This is a genomic window from Mangrovimonas sp. TPBH4, from assembly GCF_001280505.1.
Taxonomy (GTDB): Bacteria; Bacteroidota; Bacteroidia; order Flavobacteriales; family Flavobacteriaceae; genus Mangrovimonas_A.
In genome coordinates this window covers 1-21,772 of sequence record NZ_LBIO01000042.1, presented here as the reverse complement: position 1 = coordinate 21,772, position 21,772 = coordinate 1, and the positions used below count along the sequence as shown (strand labels likewise).

14 protein-coding genes are annotated in these 21,772 nt (G+C 41.2%); 5 read left to right on the top strand and 9 right to left on the bottom strand.

Features of this window, described 5'->3' with window-relative positions:
- Positions 1–10 precede the first annotated feature (10 nt).
- The 4 genes from ZA05_RS05835 to ZA05_RS05820 all read right to left on the bottom strand — a co-directional run bounded on the left by ZA05_RS05835 (position 11) and on the right by ZA05_RS05820 (position 4,910).
- On the bottom strand, positions 11–1,714 hold the full coding sequence (locus ZA05_RS05835) for a BatD family protein (RefSeq protein WP_053990751.1): 1,704 nt from the start codon (positions 1,712–1,714) through the stop codon (positions 11–13).
- 15 nt (positions 1,715–1,729) lie between these two features.
- A complete protein-coding gene (locus ZA05_RS05830; RefSeq protein WP_053990750.1) occupies positions 1,730–2,596 on the bottom strand; it encodes a DUF58 domain-containing protein in 867 nt (288 codons plus the stop codon).
- A 97-nt stretch (positions 2,597–2,693) separates the two neighbouring features.
- Complete coding sequence (locus ZA05_RS05825) at positions 2,694–3,695, bottom strand: MoxR family ATPase (protein WP_053990749.1); 1,002 nt, start codon at positions 3,693–3,695, stop codon at positions 2,694–2,696.
- Positions 3,696–3,848: 153 nt separating this feature from the next.
- A complete protein-coding gene (locus ZA05_RS05820; RefSeq protein WP_053991030.1) occupies positions 3,849–4,910 on the bottom strand; it encodes a DUF4382 domain-containing protein in 1,062 nt (353 codons plus the stop codon).
- A 312-nt stretch (positions 4,911–5,222) separates the two neighbouring features.
- Here ZA05_RS05820 and ZA05_RS05815 point away from each other — a divergent pair, with 312 nt between their 5' ends.
- Both ZA05_RS05815 and ZA05_RS05810 read left to right on the top strand, forming a co-directional pair.
- Positions 5,223–5,975, top strand: coding sequence for an SDR family NAD(P)-dependent oxidoreductase (locus tag ZA05_RS05815; protein ID WP_053990748.1), 753 nt, complete (start codon positions 5,223–5,225; stop codon positions 5,973–5,975).
- Between the two features lie 18 nt (positions 5,976–5,993).
- The gene (locus tag ZA05_RS05810) at positions 5,994–7,127 is read left to right on the top strand and encodes an ATP-binding protein (protein WP_053990747.1); all 1,134 of its coding nucleotides are present in this window, start codon (positions 5,994–5,996) and stop codon (positions 7,125–7,127) included.
- Positions 7,128–7,363: 236 nt separating this feature from the next.
- Here the strand turns inward: ZA05_RS05810 and ZA05_RS05805 are convergent, their stop codons facing one another.
- The 3 genes from ZA05_RS05805 to ZA05_RS05795 all read right to left on the bottom strand — a co-directional run bounded on the left by ZA05_RS05805 (position 7,364) and on the right by ZA05_RS05795 (position 10,547).
- Positions 7,364–7,888, bottom strand: coding sequence for a hypothetical protein (locus tag ZA05_RS05805; RefSeq protein WP_053990746.1), 525 nt, complete (start codon positions 7,886–7,888; stop codon positions 7,364–7,366).
- A gap of 16 nt (positions 7,889–7,904) precedes the next feature.
- A complete protein-coding gene (locus ZA05_RS05800) occupies positions 7,905–8,804 on the bottom strand; it encodes an OmpA family protein (protein ID WP_053990745.1) in 900 nt (299 codons plus the stop codon).
- Between the two features lie 189 nt (positions 8,805–8,993).
- A complete protein-coding gene (locus tag ZA05_RS05795; protein WP_053990744.1) occupies positions 8,994–10,547 on the bottom strand; it encodes an aldehyde dehydrogenase family protein in 1,554 nt (517 codons plus the stop codon).
- Between the two features lie 236 nt (positions 10,548–10,783).
- Here ZA05_RS05795 and ZA05_RS05790 point away from each other — a divergent pair, with 236 nt between their 5' ends.
- The 3 genes from ZA05_RS05790 to ZA05_RS05780 all read left to right on the top strand — a co-directional run bounded on the left by ZA05_RS05790 (position 10,784) and on the right by ZA05_RS05780 (position 17,528).
- On the top strand, positions 10,784–16,363 hold the full coding sequence (locus ZA05_RS05790; protein WP_053990743.1) for an Ig-like domain-containing alpha-2-macroglobulin family protein: 5,580 nt from the start codon (positions 10,784–10,786) through the stop codon (positions 16,361–16,363).
- Between the two features lie 117 nt (positions 16,364–16,480).
- Positions 16,481–17,212 (top strand): YqjF family protein, encoded by a 732-nt coding sequence (locus tag ZA05_RS05785; protein WP_053990742.1) that lies wholly within the window; start codon positions 16,481–16,483, stop codon positions 17,210–17,212.
- A gap of 10 nt (positions 17,213–17,222) precedes the next feature.
- On the top strand, positions 17,223–17,528 hold the full coding sequence (locus tag ZA05_RS05780; RefSeq protein ID WP_053990741.1) for an antibiotic biosynthesis monooxygenase: 306 nt from the start codon (positions 17,223–17,225) through the stop codon (positions 17,526–17,528).
- 10 nt (positions 17,529–17,538) lie between these two features.
- Here ZA05_RS05780 and ZA05_RS05775 read toward each other — a convergent pair whose 3' ends face one another.
- Both ZA05_RS05775 and ZA05_RS05770 read right to left on the bottom strand, forming a co-directional pair.
- Positions 17,539–19,905 carry a T9SS type B sorting domain-containing protein gene (locus ZA05_RS05775; RefSeq protein WP_053990740.1) on the bottom strand — a complete coding sequence of 789 codons (2,367 nt, stop codon included), beginning with the start codon at positions 19,903–19,905 and terminating at the stop codon, positions 17,539–17,541.
- Positions 19,906–20,069: 164 nt separating this feature from the next.
- On the bottom strand, positions 20,070–21,772 hold a 1,703-nt coding region (locus tag ZA05_RS05770; RefSeq protein WP_053990739.1), incomplete at its 5' end, for an OmpA family protein.

Genomic DNA, 21,772 nt, shown 5'->3' with positions numbered 1-21,772 from the left:
TAGCTCTTGTTTATTTCTCTTGTTCAGCTTCTTGTTCTTTTTTAACCAATTCCACAGAATTGATAATGCGATCTATCATTTCATCAGCATACACGTCATTATCTGGCCAGGTAACCATCACCTGCTGTAACACATTTTCCGATGTAAATTGCAATATGGTATATTTTGCAGGTACTAAGGTTTCCGTATTCAGCAATGGAATACTCAAACTTCCGTACGTTTTTAAACCTTCGGCTGCATTGGGCGTGATAAACTGTTCTCTTTTTACCAGAATATCCTTAGCACCTTGTTGCTCCATCCCCGCAATGGCCATTTCTGAGGCTTGGGCCAAGTCAATCTTTGGAGCACTTTGATCGGCTCCCTGAGCTTGCTGTCCCTGCGGTTGCTGCAATACCGTAGTACTTACCATAACACTGAACATATCCAAAAGGGTTCCGTAACTAAATGCCGTCACTTTTACAGAGCCTTGAGCTTCCTTTGGAAGAGGTAGCTCCACGCGCTTTAATACCCTAGGAGTTGAAATGCTTATTGGCGGCACGCCATAATCGCTGCTCACCCATTCGCCCTCTAAAAGTTCCTTACTTTCATGACCAATAACCGTATCTTTTACATAAGCAAAGCCATATTTAATTCCAAGCCCTACAACCGTAGCCATCATCAAGAAGAAGGCAATGACAACCGTAATGATTACTTTTTTGCGTTTCTTTTTACGTTCCTGCTCTTCTTTGTATTGCTGGTCCAGTAATTTCTCTTCTTCGGTAGGTTCTGGAAGGGATTCCTTCACGTGGTCAATTTCCAAATCAATCGTATTTCTATCCATTTCGGCCAAGGCCACATCTGGAGCAGACTTGGCAAATTTCACCAAATCGGCACGCTTCAAAATACTTTCCAGGTTTTGGATGTCTTCCTTGCTTATGGAAATTTGGTTGCCTTCCCTAAGCAAATACAAACGTTCGATAAGCTCATCAGTAGTACTTTCCAAAGCGCGGTCATAAACCTTTTCATCCAGATACCTTCTAATGATGAAGGTCAATTCAGAATAGTACTCTTTCAATTCTGACTTTTGCAAATAATCGCTTTCATCCAAGCTTTTCAATGCCATTTTTGCTCTGTCGTAGGGCGGCAATAATGCTATTTTTTCTTCTTCGGTCAATGGTTTCTTTCGCCATAAGAACCAATATAGCAAACCGCCTACCAAAGCAAATATGCCCAAAACAGCCAAGAGGATTTTCCACCAATTGCTAGATGGTTCCTTGACTTCTATAAAGGGTTTGATGTCATACAAACCTTGTTTTGTGGTATCCACTACGACTGTATTCACCTCAACTCTTAAAGAGTCTGTGAAAAAGGTTTTGTCGCCAATAAGAATTTTTTGTTTTGGAATGATATAACTCCCAGAATCAAACTGGGTCAAACCATATTTCTTGATTAAGTTGAATTTGGCATCCTGCTTTGTCGTATCTATTTCATAAGATTGAATGACTTCCAAAGGCGAAAAGGTTTGCCCTTCTGGAAACACGACCAAATCTGTAGAATCGGCCTCTACGGCAATTTTATAGGTAATCTGTTCTCCAATTTTAATTTTGGTAGAATCTACGGTTGAAGTTACTTGACCATATGAAACCTTTGTAAAACCGAATAGCAAAAACAAAACACCCAAAACTTGCAGTTGTTTTTTGAGGTTCAATTTTATAATTCCGAGGCTGTTTTTCATAGGTTATTATCTTTTTTAAGCGCGTCTTTTAAAATATCCCAACAGTTTTTTCACATAGCTTTCATCTACGCGGCAGTCAATAGTTCCTGCTCCAGATTTTGTAAAGCTATCCCTAAAGTAATCTACCTTGTCATGGTAAAATTTGGAATAGTTGCGGCGTACCGTTTTAGATTGAGTGTTGACTAACATCAGTTCACCCGTTTCCTCATCCTGCATTTGCACCACCCCAATATTTGGAATTTCCTCTTCGCGTTGATCATACACCCTAATTCCGGTAACATCGTGCTTACCACATACAATTTTCAGGGTTTGCTTGTAATCGTCTGCAATAAAATCGGAGAGCATGAATACAATGGCCTTTTTCTTCATGACGTTAGTCAAGAACTTTAAGGCTTCCACAACATTCGTTTGTCTGCTTTTAGGTTGAAACTCGATAAGCTCACGAATAATACGCAGTACATGCGATCTACCTTTTTTAGGCGGAATGAAAAGCTCAATTTCATCCGAGAACAAAATCAAGCCAATTTTATCATTATTCTGTGTGGCAGAAAAGGCCAAGGTTGCAGCAATTTCGGTAACCACTTCATTTTTGAATTGCTGTTCCGTACCAAACAATTCAGAACCCGAAACATCTACCATCAACATCATGGTCAGCTCGCGTTCTTCCTCAAATACTTTCACATAGGGTTCGTTGTAACGTGCAGTAACATTCCAGTCGATATTCCGTACATCATCCCCAAATTGATACTGCCGTACTTCACTAAAAGTCATACCACGTCCCTTGAAGGTAGAATGGTATTCTCCCCCAAAAATATGATCGGACAAACGTCTTGTCTTAATCTCTATTTTTCGAACTTTCTTTAATAACTCTTTAGTATCCATATTGGCCTACAGTATTTAGCAATCAGCAAATAAAGTGTTGGTCACAGTTTGGCAAAGGCCTTGCTGCGAAACAAAATCTATCTCGTAAAGGCACCGACTAAGGCACTTCAATTTCGTTTACAATTTTATTGATGATATCTACGGAAGTAATATTTTCTGCTTCGGCTTCGTAAGTAATTCCAATTCTGTGGCGCAACACATCATAAACCACCGCACGCACATCCTCAGGAATCACATACCCGCGACGTTTGATAAATGCATAACATTTGGCGGCAGTGGCTAGGTTGATACTTCCCCGAGGAGAAGCCCCAAAGGAAATCAACGGTTTCAAATCGGCCAATCTATATTTTTCAGGATATCGGGTCGCAAAAATAATGTCGAGGATGTATTTCTCAATCTTCTCATCCATATACACCTCACGAACCGCCTTTTGCGCACTCAAGATCTGATCGATAGACACCACAGGATTTACTTTTTCAAAAGCACCTTTTAGGTTGGCACGAACAATCAATTGCTCTTCTTCCAACTTAGGATAATCGATCACGGTTTTCAACATGAAACGGTCTACCTGCGCTTCCGGTAACGGATAGGTTCCTTCCTGTTCCACAGGGTTTTGAGTAGCCATTACCAAGAACGGCTTGTCCAACACAAAGGTCTCATCACCAATAGTTACCTGCTTTTCCTGCATGGCCTCCAACAAAGCCGACTGTACTTTGGCAGGGGCCCTGTTGATCTCATCCGCCAACACGAAATTGGCAAAAATTGGTCCTTTTTTGATAGAGAAATCATTCTCCTTGATGTTATAAATAAGGGTTCCCACCACATCGGCAGGCAACAGGTCTGGAGTAAACTGAATTCTGCTAAAGCTCCCGTGAACAGCTTTGGACAGCGTATTAATGGCAAGAGTTTTTGCCAATCCAGGCACCCCTTCCAATAAAATATGTCCCTGTCCCAACAAACCAATAAGCAATCGCTCCACCATATGTTTCTGGCCTACAATTACTTTATTCATTTCTAGGGTAAGCAAATCAACAAAAGCACTCTCTTTTTCAATTTTCTCATTGATGGTCTTGATATCAATTGTACCTGTTTGTTCCATTCTATTTATTTTTAAACTCGAATATAGTATCCTTAATTGAGGCTTGCAAATTGTTGAAATTTTTCCTGCCAAACTGTTAATTGTAGGTTAAAAAACAAAGAGCAGCACGTATTGTGCTGCTCTTTAACAATTTTTTATTAGGCTCCTAACATTTTATAACATAATGTCCCCTAAGTTGGTTGTTTCACCTGAAATTACTTCTATCTCTATAAATTCTGAAGTTTCCAAACCAGAACCTTCTTCTGGCGCCACATAAACATTATATATTCCAGCTGGAATCCCTTCCAACAAAAAGGTTCCAAGTTCATCGGTTGAAGCAGAAACCATTTCACCTTCCACCATTACTGAGGCAGTAGCGGAAAGTCCTTCGTTAAGAACCGTTCCCGCGATACTTCCAGGCATTAATGGCAAATTGATAACTCCGATATCTGTGTATTGACCGTTGATAACTTCAACGCCTTCAATCACTGTATACGTATATCCAGAACCTTCAGCAGGCGTAATGGTAACATCATAAGTTCCTTGAGGCACGCCATTCAAATTGAAAACGCCTTCTTCATTTGTATAAGCCGAAATAATATTACCATCTACTTCAACAGAAGCAACCACTTGAATATTGGATGGAGACACCATTCCTTCGATAATCCCAGAAGCATATTCTGCACTGGCATAGATAACTGGTTTTAAATTGATGTTTCCTGAATCGCCAGCAATTACAATAGACTCATCAACGGTGAAGTCCAATAAGAATTCGTAGGTAAATCCAGGATCCAAGGTTTCATTCACCTTAATCTTCAAACCAGATTGTTGCGCACTTGGGGTTTGTAAGTCATGTGTCACTCCGTCAATAACTACAGTGTTATCGTCGCCCAACACCAATCTAATTTGGTTCAGCATGCCAGAAGGCACTTCAAAATTGTCTACCAACAAAACACTGATACCTCCGGTAAGTTCCAAAAGGTCGTAAACACCAGCATTGATAGGTCCTAAACTCTGCCAACCGCCTTCGCCTTCACTGTTATCGTTCACCTTCACCATAACATCTTGAACATCTATAAAGACATTATCAAAATCTCCAGGTTCATCGGATAATCTAACAGAAATAAAAGAGGTGCCATCTACACCATTTCCAGTAGAGGAATCGCTACTACAATTTGAAAGGGTAAAAAATATGACAAGACTAAATAATAAAAAGCATGTTTTTAAAATCTTCATAATTAATTTGGGGTTTTGTCTATATATACGCAGCATATTCTACTTTTAGATTATTCAACTCACTCAAACAGCCATACACACTTAAAAAACAACCAATTACAAAAACATTCAAACACAAACAGCTCAAACTTCACAAATTAGCTCTCTTCAACTTCCCGTATTTTTATACAATTCTGTAACTTTAGTTTTGTTTTCAGAGGCTTGTATCGCCAAAAAAGTTTGCAAATTTATGTCATTTCTGAATTTAGAAAAGGCATTTTTGCAATAATCTAACATCATAAACGCTAAAATTACCTAGTTAATATAAAATCAATGAAAAAAACTGCTTTAATCACCGGAGCAACCAGCGGAATTGGACGCGCCACAGCCCATATTTTTGCCAAAAACGGCATTCAATTGGTTTTATGCGGCAGACGACAAGAACGTTTGGACACTATTGAAGAAGCCCTTAAGAAAGAGACCAACGTGATTACTTTAAACTTCGACGTAAGAGATAAAGAAGCCACCTTAGATGCCATTGCTTCCTTGCCCGACGATTTCAAAAACATCGATATTTTAATCAACAATGCGGGTAACGCCCATGGACTGGATCCTATACAAAATGGCTCTCTTGACGATTGGGATGCCATGATGGACATTAACGTGAAAGGACTTTTGTATGTGAGTAAAGCAGTAATTCCAGGAATGACGAAACGCCACTCTGGGCATATTATCAACATTGGGTCTTCGGCAGGAAAAGAAGTATACCCCAAAGGAAATGTTTACTGCGGAAGCAAACATGCCGTATTGGCAATAACGGAAGGAATGCGCATTGACCTTAACCAATTTGGCATCAAGGTAAGTGCCGTGAATCCCGGGATGGTAGAAACTGAATTCTCTCAAGTTCGTTTTAAAGGTGATCCTGTAGCGGATACCGTTTACAAAGGATTTGAAGCGCTTCAGGCCGAAGACATTGCCGAGATCATTTATTTTGTGGTATCACGTCCTTCTCATGTCAACGTGGCGGACTTACTGGTCTTCCCAACGGCACAAGCCTCCTCAACCATCGTTAAAAAAGAACTCTAACCTTTAAGAAACAGCTAAATGATCAATAAACGCTTACTTATTAAAAACTTGCTCGCACATAACGACGAGAACAGTTTTTATGATAAGAAGCGAAAAATTGATATTAGCCAGAAGGAAGGAAAGGCCAAATTTTTAAAACATATCTGCGCGCTTTCCAACAGCAACCCCAAAAACAATTCCTACATCGTCATTGGTGTCGATGATGAAGACAATAAAATTTGGGGTGTAGATTTCTTTGACGACAGTAAGATTCAAAACCTGATAAACGCCTATTTAACCAACCCACCCATCGTGCAATATGAGAACATTCCCTTTCCTCATTTGCCAGACAACAAAGTGGTGGGTTTGGTAACCATTAGGCCCATTGGTGAGATTACCTCCCTTCGGAAAAACATTTGGAAATACTACGGAGGCTCTGTGTTTTTCAGGGAAGGCAGCATGAGCATGCCCAAAGTTTTCGATGTTGAAATTAAGGATGTTAATTCCAAAATCGTAGCAGCTATAGAGCACCACTCCCAAAACAATATTGAATACACTTTGGATGGCGTGTTCGATTTCATGAACAAGCGCAAGGATTACAACCCGCAGTACAAGGTTTTCAAGGAATACTTTGTATTGTGCTGGTCTGGAAAGAAAAAAACTGTTAAGGATGAAATTTTCTTTTCAAGGGTAGATATTGAATTGGTGAATGAACAAGTTCGGATTTTCTTTTCCAATCTAGACGAGGTTTCCATTAGTTACGACGACAATAGTTTCAAGATTATTGAATATGTAAAATTAGGGCTTCAAAATTCCTATAGATATTACCCCTTGGAAGAAACGCTTATCAGTTTTGAGGACAACGCCAATTACAATATAGACGCCAAATTATTGTTTCAGCCCCCTCAATTCGATAAAAAGGTTTTGCACCACATTTACAACACCAACAACACTTTATTGGCTAAACTAAAAAAAGGACTCACCCTAACACCCAATGAACTTGCGGACCTAAGAAACCTTCCTGAGACCTATTTAATCTGCTATCTAAACCTATTCCACAACGCCATTGACAAGCTGAACGAAGCCAAACCATACTTAAGGCAATACAGCGAAAGCATCTACGATTCTTACAAGGATGCCATGCGAATTTTAAGAAAAGTGAAATACAGTTAAATGGTCTTTTCGACCTTTACCGATTATACATTTTTTGATACCAGTTATAGATTTCCGTAAATCCATCAACTTCTTTTTCACGAATTTAGCCTAGCTATTAATCAATTAAATACATACCCTATTTCTCCCGATAAAAGTTCGGCATTGAAATAGGGTTTTGTTTTTACATCCAATCCTGCAAAAGAAAAAGCCGTTTCGAAATTTGAAACGGCTTTGCTTTTAATTTTGGATTGATATTAAAGACCTCCATCGAGCTCTTGTTGCCAATCAAAAAGTTCCTTCCACTTACCTTCATAGGCCAACAAAGCCTGTTTTGGCCAAGTTTTTGGGTTGTGGATTTTATAGGCTTCTCCTCCATCATCCAACACTTCTTGACATTTGGCCACGCTACATTCAGATAGTGCTTTCCAAGTATGCACACCATGTTTATGGAACAATTCTTGAATTTTAGGACCAATACCTTCTACAATTGTAAGATCATTTTCCTTAATTGCTTTTCCAAAAATAGCCTTGGCTTCTGCCGCATTAAAAGGAATCGGGGCATGCGCCATAGCAGCAGCCATACGGCTATCCTGCATTTGAAGCGCTCCTAATTTATCTTTACAGGATTTTAAATTACCCTCTAGTTCTGCTATCTTATTTTTCAAAGCTTGAATTTCTGCGGTATTGTCAGGTCCTTTTCCAAGCATTTTTCCTAACAGATACCCTAAGAGCGCACAAATAGCGCCTACTATAATTGGAATTAAACTACACATGTTCATAATTTATCTTTTTGGTTTATGGTTTGTTAACGGTTACAATGGTTCTTCGGTTAGCAGCACGCCCTTCGGTAGTACTATTGTCGGCAATAGGTTCTGAAGACCCCTTGGATTCGGTCATGACTTTAGCCTCGGGAATGTGATGTGCCACCAAATAGGCTTTGGCAAAATCGGCACGCTCCTGAGCTAAGACCATATTGTGGTCTTCTGGCCCCGTGGTATCGGTATGCCCTACAATTGTACAAGTGGCTCCATCCACCTTATCCAAGTAGCGAGATATTTTAGCGAATTTATGCCGTTGTTCTTCAGTAAGGTTTATGACAAACTTGTCAATACCAAAATTTAACACCAGAGGATCCTTATTGATTTCGTCTGCCAAAGCATCCAAGTCACCATGATCTCCAGTAGTTGCCACAGCAAACTCTACCGGACCGTAATAAATATTGTCCGCATCGGGAACCATAGCATCATAAAGCTTGCCATGTGTGTCGATGACTCGGGAAGAAATCCCCTTGGATACAAAATAGTTTTTGACGGCTCCCGCCCTTGCCAAGCCTAAATTGGGGTAAGCTGTATGGTTAGGCTCATCGCTTTTATAATATCCGGTTATACTTACAGATTTGTCTGGATGTTCAGCCAAATAGGCCGACAATTGGGTCACACCGCCTACAACCCTTTCGGAAAGCGGTTCTAAAATGGCCATTTCTGATGCTTTGAAGTTAAAGTTGTCATTAACATTCACATCCAAATTGCCATTTGCATCTTGAACCAAAAATGGATTTTTGGTTGGTTCAATCATTGGTTCTGAAACAATCTCTTCAACGACAATTTCCTCTACATCACAACAGTAATAATAGTTTAAAATTGCGCCAAGAAGGATTGTAATCAAAATACCGAGTTGGTACGTTAATTTACTCATCTAGCTAAGGATTAATTAATTAACCTTGAAATTACTAAATTTTGAGCAAATTTTAACATAAATGAATAAGGAAAATTTTTCTGACTTAAAATAAGGTAACAGATGAAATTATTTACAAGTACACCCAATCTGCTTTAAACAAAAAAAGCCCCATTTTTCAATGGAGCTTTTCTAACTATAGATCGTCTTCTACAAGTCGAATTTAATTCCTTGTGCCAATGGCAGCTCAGTAGTATAGTTAATCGTATTGGTTTGACGACGCATATACACTTTCCAAGCATCACTTCCAGACTCTCGTCCGCCACCGGTTTCCTTTTCACCTCCAAAAGCACCTCCAATTTCGGCGCCTGAAGTTCCAATATTTACATTGGCAATTCCACAATCAGACCCTGCAACCGACAAAAAGCGTTCTGCTTCACGTAAATTATTGGTCATAATTGCAGAGCTCAAACCTTGAGCAACACCATTCTGAATCTCAATGGCATTTTCCACATCTCCAGAATATTTCAATAAGTACAATACTGGCGCAAAAGTCTCGTGCTGCACGATTTCAAATTCAGGTTGTGCTTCAGCAATAGCGGGTTTTACATAACAACCACTTTCATATCCTTCTCCGCTAAGCACTCCGCCTTCAACCAAAATTTCACCACCTTCAGCAACCACTTTAGCCAAAGCTGCTTCATAATTAGCAACAGCATCCTTATCAATTAACGGCCCAACATGATTGTGTTGATCTAGTGGGTTTCCTATCCGCAATTGCTTGTAAGCATCCACTATGGCCTGCTTCACTTTATCATAAATACTATCGTGAATAATCAATCGACGAGTAGAGGTGCAACGTTGTCCACAGGTTCCCACAGCTCCAAACACAGCTCCAATAACTGTCATCTTGATATCGGCATCTGGCGTTACAATAATGGCATTGTTTCCTCCCAGTTCCAATAAAGATTTTCCTAAACGAGCGGCCACTTCCTGTGCTACAATTTTTCCCATTCGGGTAGAACCTGTTGCAGATATTAAAGGTACTCGAGTATCCTTAGTCATAAACTCCCCTACGCGATAATCTCCATTAATCAAACAGGAAATTCCTTCAGGCAAATTATTGGCAGCAAAAACTTCAGCGGCCAAATTTTGGCAAGCCACCCCACAAAGCGATGCCTTTTCACTTGGTTTCCACACACACACATCACCACATACCCAAGCCAATGCCGTATTCCAGGACCAAACTGCTACCGGAAAATTAAAGGCCGAAATAATGCCAACCACACCCAAAGGATGATACTGCTCATACATTCTATGCCCTGGACGTTCTGAATGCATAGTCAAACCATGCAATTGACGCGACAAACCAACAGCAAAATCGCAGATGTCTATCATTTCCTGAACTTCACCCAAGCCTTCTTGGTACGATTTCCCCATTTCATAGGATACCAATTTTCCTAGCGCTTCCTTTTTCTCTCTCAATTTATCTCCAAACTGCCTTACAATCTCCCCTCTTTGAGGAGCAGGAGTACTACGCCAAATTTTGAAGGCAGAAGTTGCCGACTCCATAACCCTTTCATAATCTTCCTTTGTGGTAGATTTTACCTTGGCAATAAGTTGTCCATCTACTGGAGAAAAACTTTCAATAATATCACCATTTGAAAAACTTTGAGATCCTGTAGAAGTCCCTTCATTTATATCTTTTACCCCTAATTCCTCTAGGGCTTTTTCTATCCCGAAATCTATTGCAACTGCCTGCATAATTTAAAATTTTTGAATTATTTGTTTGCTTTTTTGCGAATATACTAATAATAAGTCGCTTTTATAAAGTCCACATTGCTTTATAAGTGTTAACTTTAGCCCTTTACACCATCATTTTAAGACAAATTTAACAACCAAACCGAATCTAAACCTAACCCATTGAACGTAATTATTTTAACAAGAAACCACGCACGATTTCTTACAATTAAGTTCATTCATTTTATCACCACCAACCTATGCTTCTAAGAAAATTATTTGCTATCGCACTTGTGATGGCGCTTGCCGTATCCTGTAAAAAGAACGAAGAACCTGACAATATTTTTAAGTTCAGGGAATACATTAGCTACACCACCTCTGGAATGGTCTCTGTAGCCGAACCCATTCAAATTAATTTGGCCAAAAATGTGGAAGGCTGGGAAATGGGCCAGGAAATCAATGATAAATTAGTTAGTATATCACCGTATGTTCAAGGAACTTTGACCGTTGCTAACGACCATTCCTTGTTATTTACTCCTGACGAACCATTGGATTCTTCAACAGAGTATACTGTAACCGTTAAATTGAAAGACATCTACCAAAACATTCCTGATGAGTTTAAGGATTACACGTTTCAATTTAAAACCATCACTCCAAATTTCAACATTACCACCAACAACCTGCAATCATACAGCAAGAACTGGCAATATTTGGAAGGTATGATCAAGTCGGCAGATGTAATCTCTCTTGACAATGCCAAAGAACTGCTTACAGCCTCCCAAAACAATAAGCCTCTAAGTATTGTTTTCAATGAAAGTAGTGCAAGTGCCAAGGTTTTCGAATTCAAAATCGACAGTATCAACCGTAAGGTGGAAGACTCCAAAATTGTGGTGACTTGGAACGGAAAAACCATAAAAGCCACCAATGAAGGAGAACGCGAAATCACCATTCCCGGCACCAATAACTTTACTATTGTAGATGTGTCCGTAATCCAGTCGCCAGAGCAGTGCTTATCCCTAAACTTCTCCGATCCGTTAAAGCAACAGCAAAATTTTGATGGTTTGGTAAGCATTCAAAATGTAAAATCCCCAAAATTTGTTGTGGATGGCAACGTGTTAAAAGTCTATCCAGATGCTAAATTGGTGGGTAATATCCAAATTGATGTTTTTCAAGGCATCACCAACCAGGATGGTTTCAAACTAAAAACGCCTTATTCTGAAATCCTGTCCTTTGAAGAGCTTAAACCCAATGTAAAATTGATTGGAAGCGGTTCTATCCTACCCAATTCAAAAGAACTGAAATTCAATTTTGAAGCTGTCAACTTAAAAGCGGTTGATGTACGCATTATCAAGATTTTCGAAGACAATGTGCTTCAGTTTTTACAGGACAATAACCTAAACAGTAACAGTTCCCGAGACATTAGAAAAGTGGGGAGAAGAATTGCCAAACATACCATTCCACTTATTCAAAACGAAACTGAAAACACAGGAAAATGGAAGTCCTATAGTATCGACCTTTCCAAATGTTTTCAAGCTGAACCAGGCGCTATCTACCGTGTAGAATTAAGTTTCGACAAAAGTTATTCTCTGTACCATTGCGATGCACATTCGGCGACCTCCACTTCCAATGATGATGAGGAATACGATGAATACTATTATGATGAAGAGTATTATTATGACGAAGATTATACCGAAACCGACACCGAAGACGAGGATTTAAAGGAAGAAGAATATTGGGACAATCTCACCTATCGCTACCGCCACTACAGCTATAATTGGAACGAGAAAAATAATCCTTGCCATGATGCCTATTACAACGAAGACCGCATCATCACGCAAAACTTGATCGCATCCAACTTAGGAGCCATTGTAAAACAAGGAGCCAACAACTCCTATTATTTTGCGGTAACCGATATTTTAACTACCAATCCAGAGTCTAATGCCACGGTGGCCATTTACAACTACCAACAACAGGAAATCGCAAGAGCCTCCACAGACGAAGAAGGTCTTACTTTGATTGACTCCGATAAACATGCGGCGTTTGCCATCGTTACCAAAGGACAAAGTACCACTTATGTCAAACTGCACGATGGAAATTCATTATCTCTTAGCAAATTTGACATCTCCGGAAACAAATTGCAACACGGCCTAAAAGGTTATATTTATGGCGAACGCGGCGTATGGCGTCCAGGCGATTCGCTGCACCTAACCTTTATTTTAAATGATGCCCAAAACAAACTTCCAAAAGGGCATCCTGTAAAAATGGAAGTCATGGATCCTAGCGGCAAACTCATTTACAAAAATGTCACTACCCAAAATGTTAATCAGTTTTACAAATTTACCGTACCAACATCATCCGAAGGGAAGACAGGGAACTATGGCGCCAAAGTTTCTGTTGGTGGCGCAGTATTCCATAAATCCCTTAAAATAGAAACGGTAAAACCCAACAGACTAAAGCTAAATTTGGATTTTGATAATGAGGTCTTGGGTTACAACGCACCTCTTAAAGGACTTTTGGATGTAAAATGGTTGCATGGAGCCCCAGGAAAAAATCTAAAAGCTGAAGTGAAAGCTAAATTCAGCACTTCCTATAGCGGTTTTGAAAACTATAAGGACTATACCTTTGTAGATCCTTCCAGAGAATTCAACACCGAAGAACTCAACATTTTTGAAGGCAATGTAGATGACGAGGGTCTAGCTCAAATCAATTCAAAACTGGAGATTGGCAAAAACGCTCCAGGAATGCTAAATGCCCAATTTTTGGTACGTGCCTTTGAAAACGGAGGAGATTTCTCATTAAACGCTTTCACAAAATCTTATGCCCCATACAAAACTTTCGTTGGTTTAAAATCCCCAAAAGGCAATGCCTACGGGTCTTTACCTACGGAAGAAGACCAAACCTTTGACATTGTTGTTGTGGATAAAGATGGAAAACCTGTACAGCGTGATGGTTTGGAAGTGAAAGTATATAAAATTGAATGGCGCTGGTGGTGGAACTCCTCTTACGACAACCTATCCAGCTATGCTTCCAGCTCATACCATACACCGTTTTTTAATACAACGATAGACACAGATTCTAAAGGAAAAGGAACTTTTAAAGTAAATGTCCCTGATTATAGACGCGGCCGTTACCTCATTAGAGTTATCGATCCAGCAAGCGGGCACGCTACCGGGCGCACCGTTTATTTCTACAAAAACTGGTGGCAAAAAGCCCCATCAGCCGATAAAGAAGCCGCCAAAATGTTGGTGTTTGCGGCCGATAAAGAGAAATACAATGTAGGCGAAACAGCCAAAATCACCTTCCAATCTGGATCTGAGGGAAGAGCTTTGGTAAGTGTTGAAAATGGCACCGAGGTTATCGACTTCAACTGGGTAAAAACACAACCCGGAGAAACCACTGTGGAATTGCCAATTACGTCATTAATGGCACCAAACGTATTCATCAATATTTCGCTGTTGCAACCCCATGCAATTTCGGCCAACGATCTTCCCATAAGACTTTACGGGGTCATTCCAATTATGGTGGAAGATCCAGACACTCGTTTGGAACCGGAACTAAAAATGCCCGATGTGTTGCGTCCGGAACAGACCTTCGAAATCAGTGTTTCCGAAAAACAGGACAAGCCAATGACCTATACCATTGCGATGGTAGAAGAAGGCTTATTGGATTTAACTCGTTTCAAAACCCCAAATGCTTGGGATACCTTCTATGCCCGTGAAGCCTTAGGAGTAAAAACCTGGGATATCTATGATGATGTAATTGGTGCGTATTCAGGAAGTATTGACCAAGTGTTTGCCGTAGGTGGCGATGGCTATGCTACTGCTGGTAAAAACAAAAAAGCAAACCGTTTTAAACCTGTCGTAAGTTATATAGGCCCATTTACCCTAAAAGCTGGCGAAACACGCACTCATAACTTAAAACTCCCAAACTACATAGGAGCCGTGAGAACCATGGTGGTTGCAGGAAACAACCAAACCGAAGCCTATGGAAGCACAGACAAATCTGTACAGGTTAAAAAACCTTTGATGGTTTTGGCATCGCTTCCGCGGAAATTAAGTCCTGGCGAAAAAGTAACACTTCCAGTTACCGTTTTTGCTATGGAGGACAAGGTAAAAACCGTCAACTTGAGCTTAAAATTAAGCAATGGCATTACCATAGAAGGAGACCCTTCCCAAACGCTTTCGTTTAGCAAACCAGGAGAACAAATGGCTTACTTTTCATTGGATGTGAGTAAAGCCAAAGGGATTAGCACGGTAGAAGTCATCGCCAAAGGAAGCGGCGAACAGTCTTCCTATAAAGTTGAAATGGACGTTATCAATCCCAACCCAATCAGCTCAAAGGCTATAGATTCTATTTTGGAAGGCAATACCAATAAAACAATTGACTTTGCAACATTTGGAGTGCCTGGTAGCAACAGTGCTACCGTAGAGTTTTCAACCCTCCCTCCAATGGATTTTACACGTAGATTACAATACTTGATCCAATATCCTCACGGCTGTGTAGAGCAAACTACTTCTAGCGTATTTCCGCAATTGTATTTGGGAGATATATTCGATTTGACTGGCGACAAAAAGAAAGCCATCCAGAGCAATATTGAAAACGGCATCAAACGTTTATCGCATTTCCAAACTGCAAATGGAGGAATGAGCTATTGGATGGGTGAAGCATCAGCCAATGATTGGGGAACCTCCTATGCGGGCCACTTCATGTTGGAAGCCGAGAAAAAAGGATTTGTACTGCCTTTGACCTTTAAAAGCAATTGGCTACAATATCAAAGACAGGCAGCTAGGGATTGGAGACCAAGTTACCGCTCCCATAATTCCGATTTAGCACAAGCCTATCGTTTATACACATTGGCTTTGGCCGGAGCACCAGATTTGGCAGCCATGAACCGCTTGCGTGAATTTACTGAATTGTCCAATGAAGCCAAATGGCGTTTAGCTGCTGCTTATGCGTTGGCCGGTCAAAAGGAAGCGAGTGGGCAAATTTCCAATTCGGCGAATATTCATTTCAAGTCTTCCCAATACAATTATTACACCTATGGCTCAGTAGAAAGAAATCGTGCCATGGCTCTTGAGACGATGGTCTTGACCAAAAATCCGAAGATGAGGGAAACTGCCGAATATATTGCCAACAGCCTCTCTAGCAACAAATGGATGAGTACCCAAACTACGGCATATTGCTTGATGTCCATGGCAAAAATGGTAAATGCCAATGGCGGCAAAGCCTTAAATCTGGCTTACACCTTCAATGGAAAAACAGAAACCATAAACACGAAAAATGCCATTGCACAACGTCAATTGAAGGTTTCCGAAGGTACTAATACCATAACCTTCTCCAACAACATAAACAACACTGTTTATGTACGAATCTTGAATTCTGGAAAATTACCCTTAGGAGAAGAATTGACTGAACAGCGCGGATTAAGCGTTTCGGTAGTTTACAAAGACCTAGGCGGTAATCCTGTGGATATAACCAAGCTTCAGCAAGGACAGGATTTTGTGGCCACAGTTAAAGTGAGCAACCTAAAAGAAGAAAACGTCAACGATATTGCCTTAACCCAAATATTCCCTTCGGGCTGGGAAATTGTCAACACACGCTTTACCGATTTTGGAGATACTACAGTTAGTCAAGCACGCTATACAGATATTAGGGATGACCGCGTGAATTTCTACTTCGATTTAAGCAAGAAAGGACCACAGGACACCAAAACCTTCAATATCATGTTGAATGCATCGTATTTGGGAACCTATTACCTTCCAGGAATTCAAGTAGAAGCTATGTATGACAATGATTATTTAGTGAGAAACAAAGGAAAACGGGTAGATGTTGTAAAATAAATCGAAGCTCTAATTTTCAGGAGATTGTGTACCTAAGGTAAAGCTGAAAACAAAATAAATGTGTAATTTTAAGGAAGACCGCAGTTAAAATAATGTCCTCCTTGAAAATACACTAAAATGAAAGCTACAGAGCTATTACAACACACTAAACACCGCTCGTTTAACATACCAAAAAGGCCTTGGAAATTCTATCAAGAATGGAACAAGGCCCTTTTTTTCCATTGGGAAATTGAACCTAAGGAATTGGAGTCACTACTCCCTCAAGGATTAGAATTAGATACCATAAATGGGAAAACATGGCTTAGCTTGGTAGCGTTCGACATGAACAATATTGGGGTTAGGAGTGTTCCAAAATTACCACATATTTCCGATTTTCATGAAATCAACCTCCGCACTTATGTCAAGAGACATGGAAAACCTAGCGTTTATTTTCTGAGTATGGAAGGCAGCAAAAGATCCTCTTGCAGCATCTTGAAAATGATTTCAAAATTTCCTTACCAACACGCCAATATCCAACGCAACGATTTTAGCTATCACTCGCAAAACACTAAACAAAACAATATCCTTGAGGTAGAATATCGGCTTGGCGACTATTTGAATTATAAGGACGAGACGGATATATGGCTAACGGAGCGTTATGCCGTTTTTCAGGATTATCGAGACAACCTAATTGCTTATGATGTACATCATTTGGAATGGCCCATTCAAACGCTCAATGTTAAAAAATTGAAGGTCCATTATCCAAAATTCCAAATGTTTTTAAATACTCCTCCAAATCGAAGCCACTACTCCAAAGGCGTACAAGTATTGACTTGGGGAAAACGCAAATTGCCCATTGCCCACTCTTAATACACAACCAATGAACACAGAGTTTCAGCCCTATTACGCGGTTATTTTCACCTCAAAACAAAGCAACACACTTGAAGGTTATGCCGAAATGGCTCAACAAATGGAACAACTGGCCAAAGAGCAACCAGGCTTTTTGGGAATGGACAGCGCCAGAAATGACATAGGCATTACGGTTAGCTATTGGGATAGCCTAGACAGCATCCAAAAATGGAAACAACACAGTGAACATTTAGTCGCTCAACGTAAAGGAAAAACCCATTGGTACAGCTGGTACAATGTAAAAATCTGCAAGGTAGAGCGCGAATACGAGTTCTAAAGCATTCCGGTTAACGTTTCAAGGTAAAATGTCCTTGAAAAACCTGCCCTTCAATCTTGATCAAATACCAATAATCACTTGTAGGCATAAGGGCATCGTTATAGGTACCATCCCAAGCAAAAGAGGTATTCCTTGAACTCACCAACAATTTCCCGAAACGATCAAACACATAAACTTCGGAAGATGAAAAGGACTCAATTCCTACTAAATCAAAACGGTCATTATGTCCATCGAAATTAGGCGTCATCAATTTTGGAATCATAAAATGTAGATATTCCATCACTGCTTCTTCACAACCATTAATTTCTTGTACATGGATGGTATAATACCCACCGGGCACATTATTGAACGCATTACTGGATTGATAATCTATGCCATCCAAAGAATACATATAATCTCCTTCATTTTGCATGGTAATGATAATCGTAGCGCCATCTGAAACCACACTTTGAATCACCGGTGGCCCAATTTCGATCAAGGTTATGCTTTTGGTAGCCTTGCAACCTTCGGGACTGGTGACTTCCACCGTGTAAACTCCCGGTTCGTTTACATTGATACCTTCTGTTGTTTGTCCGGTATTCCATAGATAACTCACATCCATGATATCCGCGTGAAGCATTATGTATTCTCCTTCACAAAAATATAAGGTTTCGTCCCAAACTTCGGGAGTTTCAAATAGGTTTAGGCTTACAGGAGTACTTCCTTGTGAAGCACAGCCGGTATCTTCAAAAACAGCCACAGCATAATAAGTTCCCAATTCAGAAACCTCTATAGAAGTACTATCTTCCACCAACAAATTCCCTCCTGTCTCGGCATCATACCAATTCACGGTCACTCCATCGGGTACAGTAACACTCAATTCAGCCGTTCCTTCTTCACACACAAATACATCACCAGCGCTTAAAGGCAATTCTGGATAGGTAATAGTGGTTGAAACTGGGGTACGTGTTTCCGAAGTACAACCCGTTCCAAGAATTACAGCTTCGACATAATACGTCCCTTCTTGAAGGACTTCATAGGTAGGACTATTGGCTAGCAACAAAGTGCCGTCTGTTTCGGCATCATACCAATTCACTTGCACTCCGTCTGGCACCGAAACAGAAAGCAAAGCCGACCCATCATAACAATTAAAATCTACATCCCCATTGCTCAAAGGCGCCTCGGGAATAACACCAATCGCCGATACTTCCGTTCGAGAAACCGACACACAACCCGTTACAGGATCTACCGTCTCCACATAAAAACTGCCTACCATTGTCGCTTCATAACTAAGGCCATTTTCTGCCAACAAATTCCCATCTGCAGGCTCATCATACCAATTCACAAGAAGACCATTTTCAGCTGTAACGGACAACACAGCCTGACCTGTATCGCAATTAAAATCCACATCTCCTGCACTTATTGCCAATGCTGGATCTGGATTGATATCAATGAAAAATACTTCGGAATAAGTAATACATTGATCGTTGCTTAGATTAATAGCTGCTTCCGCCACTTTGGTCCTGAAATATGTTGGACCATTAACAGTTACAGTAACATTTTGAGTCGTAACTCCAGGTATATCCGTCCAATTTACGCCATCAACACTCTCTTGCCATTGAAAAGCATGGGTAGTATACACAGCATAATCAGGTGTAGCAATCAGATCCAAGTCATACGGAATGGCACTATTACAAATGCTTGTTTCGGTATTACCTAATTCATCGGTCACCACTGTAGTATCACCACAAGCTTTAAAGACAATATCATCAATTGCTAAATCATTTCCACAACCACCCGGTGCATTGTTGATCATTTTCAAAATCACAGAGGTTTGCCCTGCTTCCGTTTGAAATACCAAACCATATTGGTTCCAAGTAATCTCAGAAGACTCATAAACATTGCCAGTATCTCCAGATGCAATAAGTACACTATTAGTCTCATCCCAAATTTCAAAGGTCACATTGATAGGAATTGCAGGATTGCAAGAGGTAGTCGCAGGGTTAATTAAATTTAAAACAAAAGCAGAAAATTCATAAGTTGTGAATTCACACAATTCTTCAACTTGTATTTGATAAAATACTCCTGTTGAAAAACTACCATTTACCACCATACATTTCCCATTAACATCGCCAGGTGTATGGTCACCGGTTTCATACCAAGCGTGATAATCGGTAGTATTGGAAATGGTATACTCTCCTGCTGCAAAACTACCATAACCAGTAACATAATTATATGTTGTAACAGTACTTGGCAATGGTGGCCCATTACTTGTACCCGTTCCAAAATCCTCTACAAAAATAGGCTCTCCAGAAGTTCCTGAACAAAATCCCAATTGTGCATAGCCTGGAAAAGTTCCCAATAAAAAAATCAATACTATTAGTTTAATTAATTTCATTTAAAAAATTAACATGATTTAACCAAGAAATCTAAGAGAATTTGTATTTACTCTAAAATTTATCATGCTTTTTAACTTTCAAATAACATTCAGTTAATTTTAACCAATAAAAAAGCCCCATCATTACCGATGGAGCTTTTTTATTTTTGATTGGTTATTATAGGTTAGTTTGCTGTTTTAGGTCCACCGCTCACGATGATGAACTCCGATCTACGGTTCAACTGGTGCTGCTCCTCGCTGCAGTTGCCTCCACAGTCCACCTTAGGCTCGGTCTCTCCTTTGCCCTCTCCGGTGATGCGGCTCTTGTCGATACCCTTGGAGATCACGTACTGTGCCGTTGACTTCGCACGGCTGTCCGATAATGACATGTTGTAGGCGTCAGATCCTCGGCTGTCCGTATGCGAAGTTGCCAAGATCACCATCTCCGGGTACTTGGTCATCACCTGTACCAGTTTGTCAAGCTCAAAGGCTGCCTGTGCCGTGATGTTCGATTTATCAAAGTCGAAGTAGATTGGGTTGAGTACCACCTGGTCCGCTACGATAAGCTCCTCGATAGGTGCCAATTCTACAGACTCTTTTACTTCCTTCTCAAGGCTTCCCTCGATTGACACGCGCTTGCCGATGTGGTCCGCAGAGGTCACTCCAAGTTCCGTATCCGTCTCGCACAATACGCTGAAGCTTACCATACCCTGCGCATCGGAAACAGCACTGCCAAGTTCCTCTCCGTTGGCTCCGTATAATGTGGCCATAGCTCCCACAATCGCCTCTTTGCTCTTCTCATCTGTGATCTTAACCAACAATTGGGTATCGCATGGTTCCTCTACCTTTCTTACGCGGTAGATATCGTCGTTGCCCTTCCCGCCTGCGCGGTTAGAGGACACATAACCCATACCGGTGGCATCGTCATAGCTAAGGGCAAAGTCGTCACCGCTGCTGTTCACAGGTACCCCCATGTTGTCAACACCGGACATATCGGCCTTCACCTGGAACATATCAAGCCCACCTAGGCCCAAGTGGCCGTTCGAGGCAAAATATAGCTCACCGTTGCTCCCTGCAAAAGGGAACACCTCGTGCCCCTCCGTGTTGATCTTCGACCCAAGGTTCTCCGGTTCTCCAAGACTGCCATCGGCATTGATGCTTGCCTTGTAAAGGTCAAAACCGCCCATACCCCCCGGCATGTTCGAGGCAAAGTACAGGGTCTTCCCGTCTGCGCTCACCGCTGGGTCCTTTACCGAGTAGCTGTCGCTGTTCATCGCAAAGCCCTCTGCAGGTCCCCATTTGTTGTCGTTCTTATTGGAGCGGAACAGGTGGATCACACTGATCTTCGTGCGGTCCTCCTTCTCGTATACCTTCTCGAAGAAGCTCTCACGTGAAAAGTACATCGTATTGCCGTCCGGTGTAAAGGACAGCGTACCCTCGTGGTACTTTGTGTTGATCTCCTTGCCCAACAGCTCCCCTTCAGTGAAGCTGCCGTCCTCGCCCTTGGCAAACCTGTAGATGTCAAGGAACGGCTCCCCGTTCCAGCCATAGGTCTTGCGGCTCGTGTTGCGGGCGGAGACCACGTAAAGCTCCCCGTCCTTCTCCACGGCCCCGAACTCAGAGTACTGCGTGTTCAGTGCCATGTCCTCCACCTCGAAGCGCTTGCGAGTAGACTTGATCGCCTCGATATAGTCCGGTGCAGAGCGGTAGGCCTTGGCGCGCTCGTCGCCCGGCGCCAGGGAGGCAAACTTCGCCATCTGTGCGTTCGACTCGCTGTACTTACCGTTGGCCTTCAGCATCTGGGCATATCTATAGACCATCTCAGGGTCCTGGTTGCCGGCCTCGATGGCCTTCGCGTACCAGCCCTCGGCCGCCTCCGTGTTGTAGA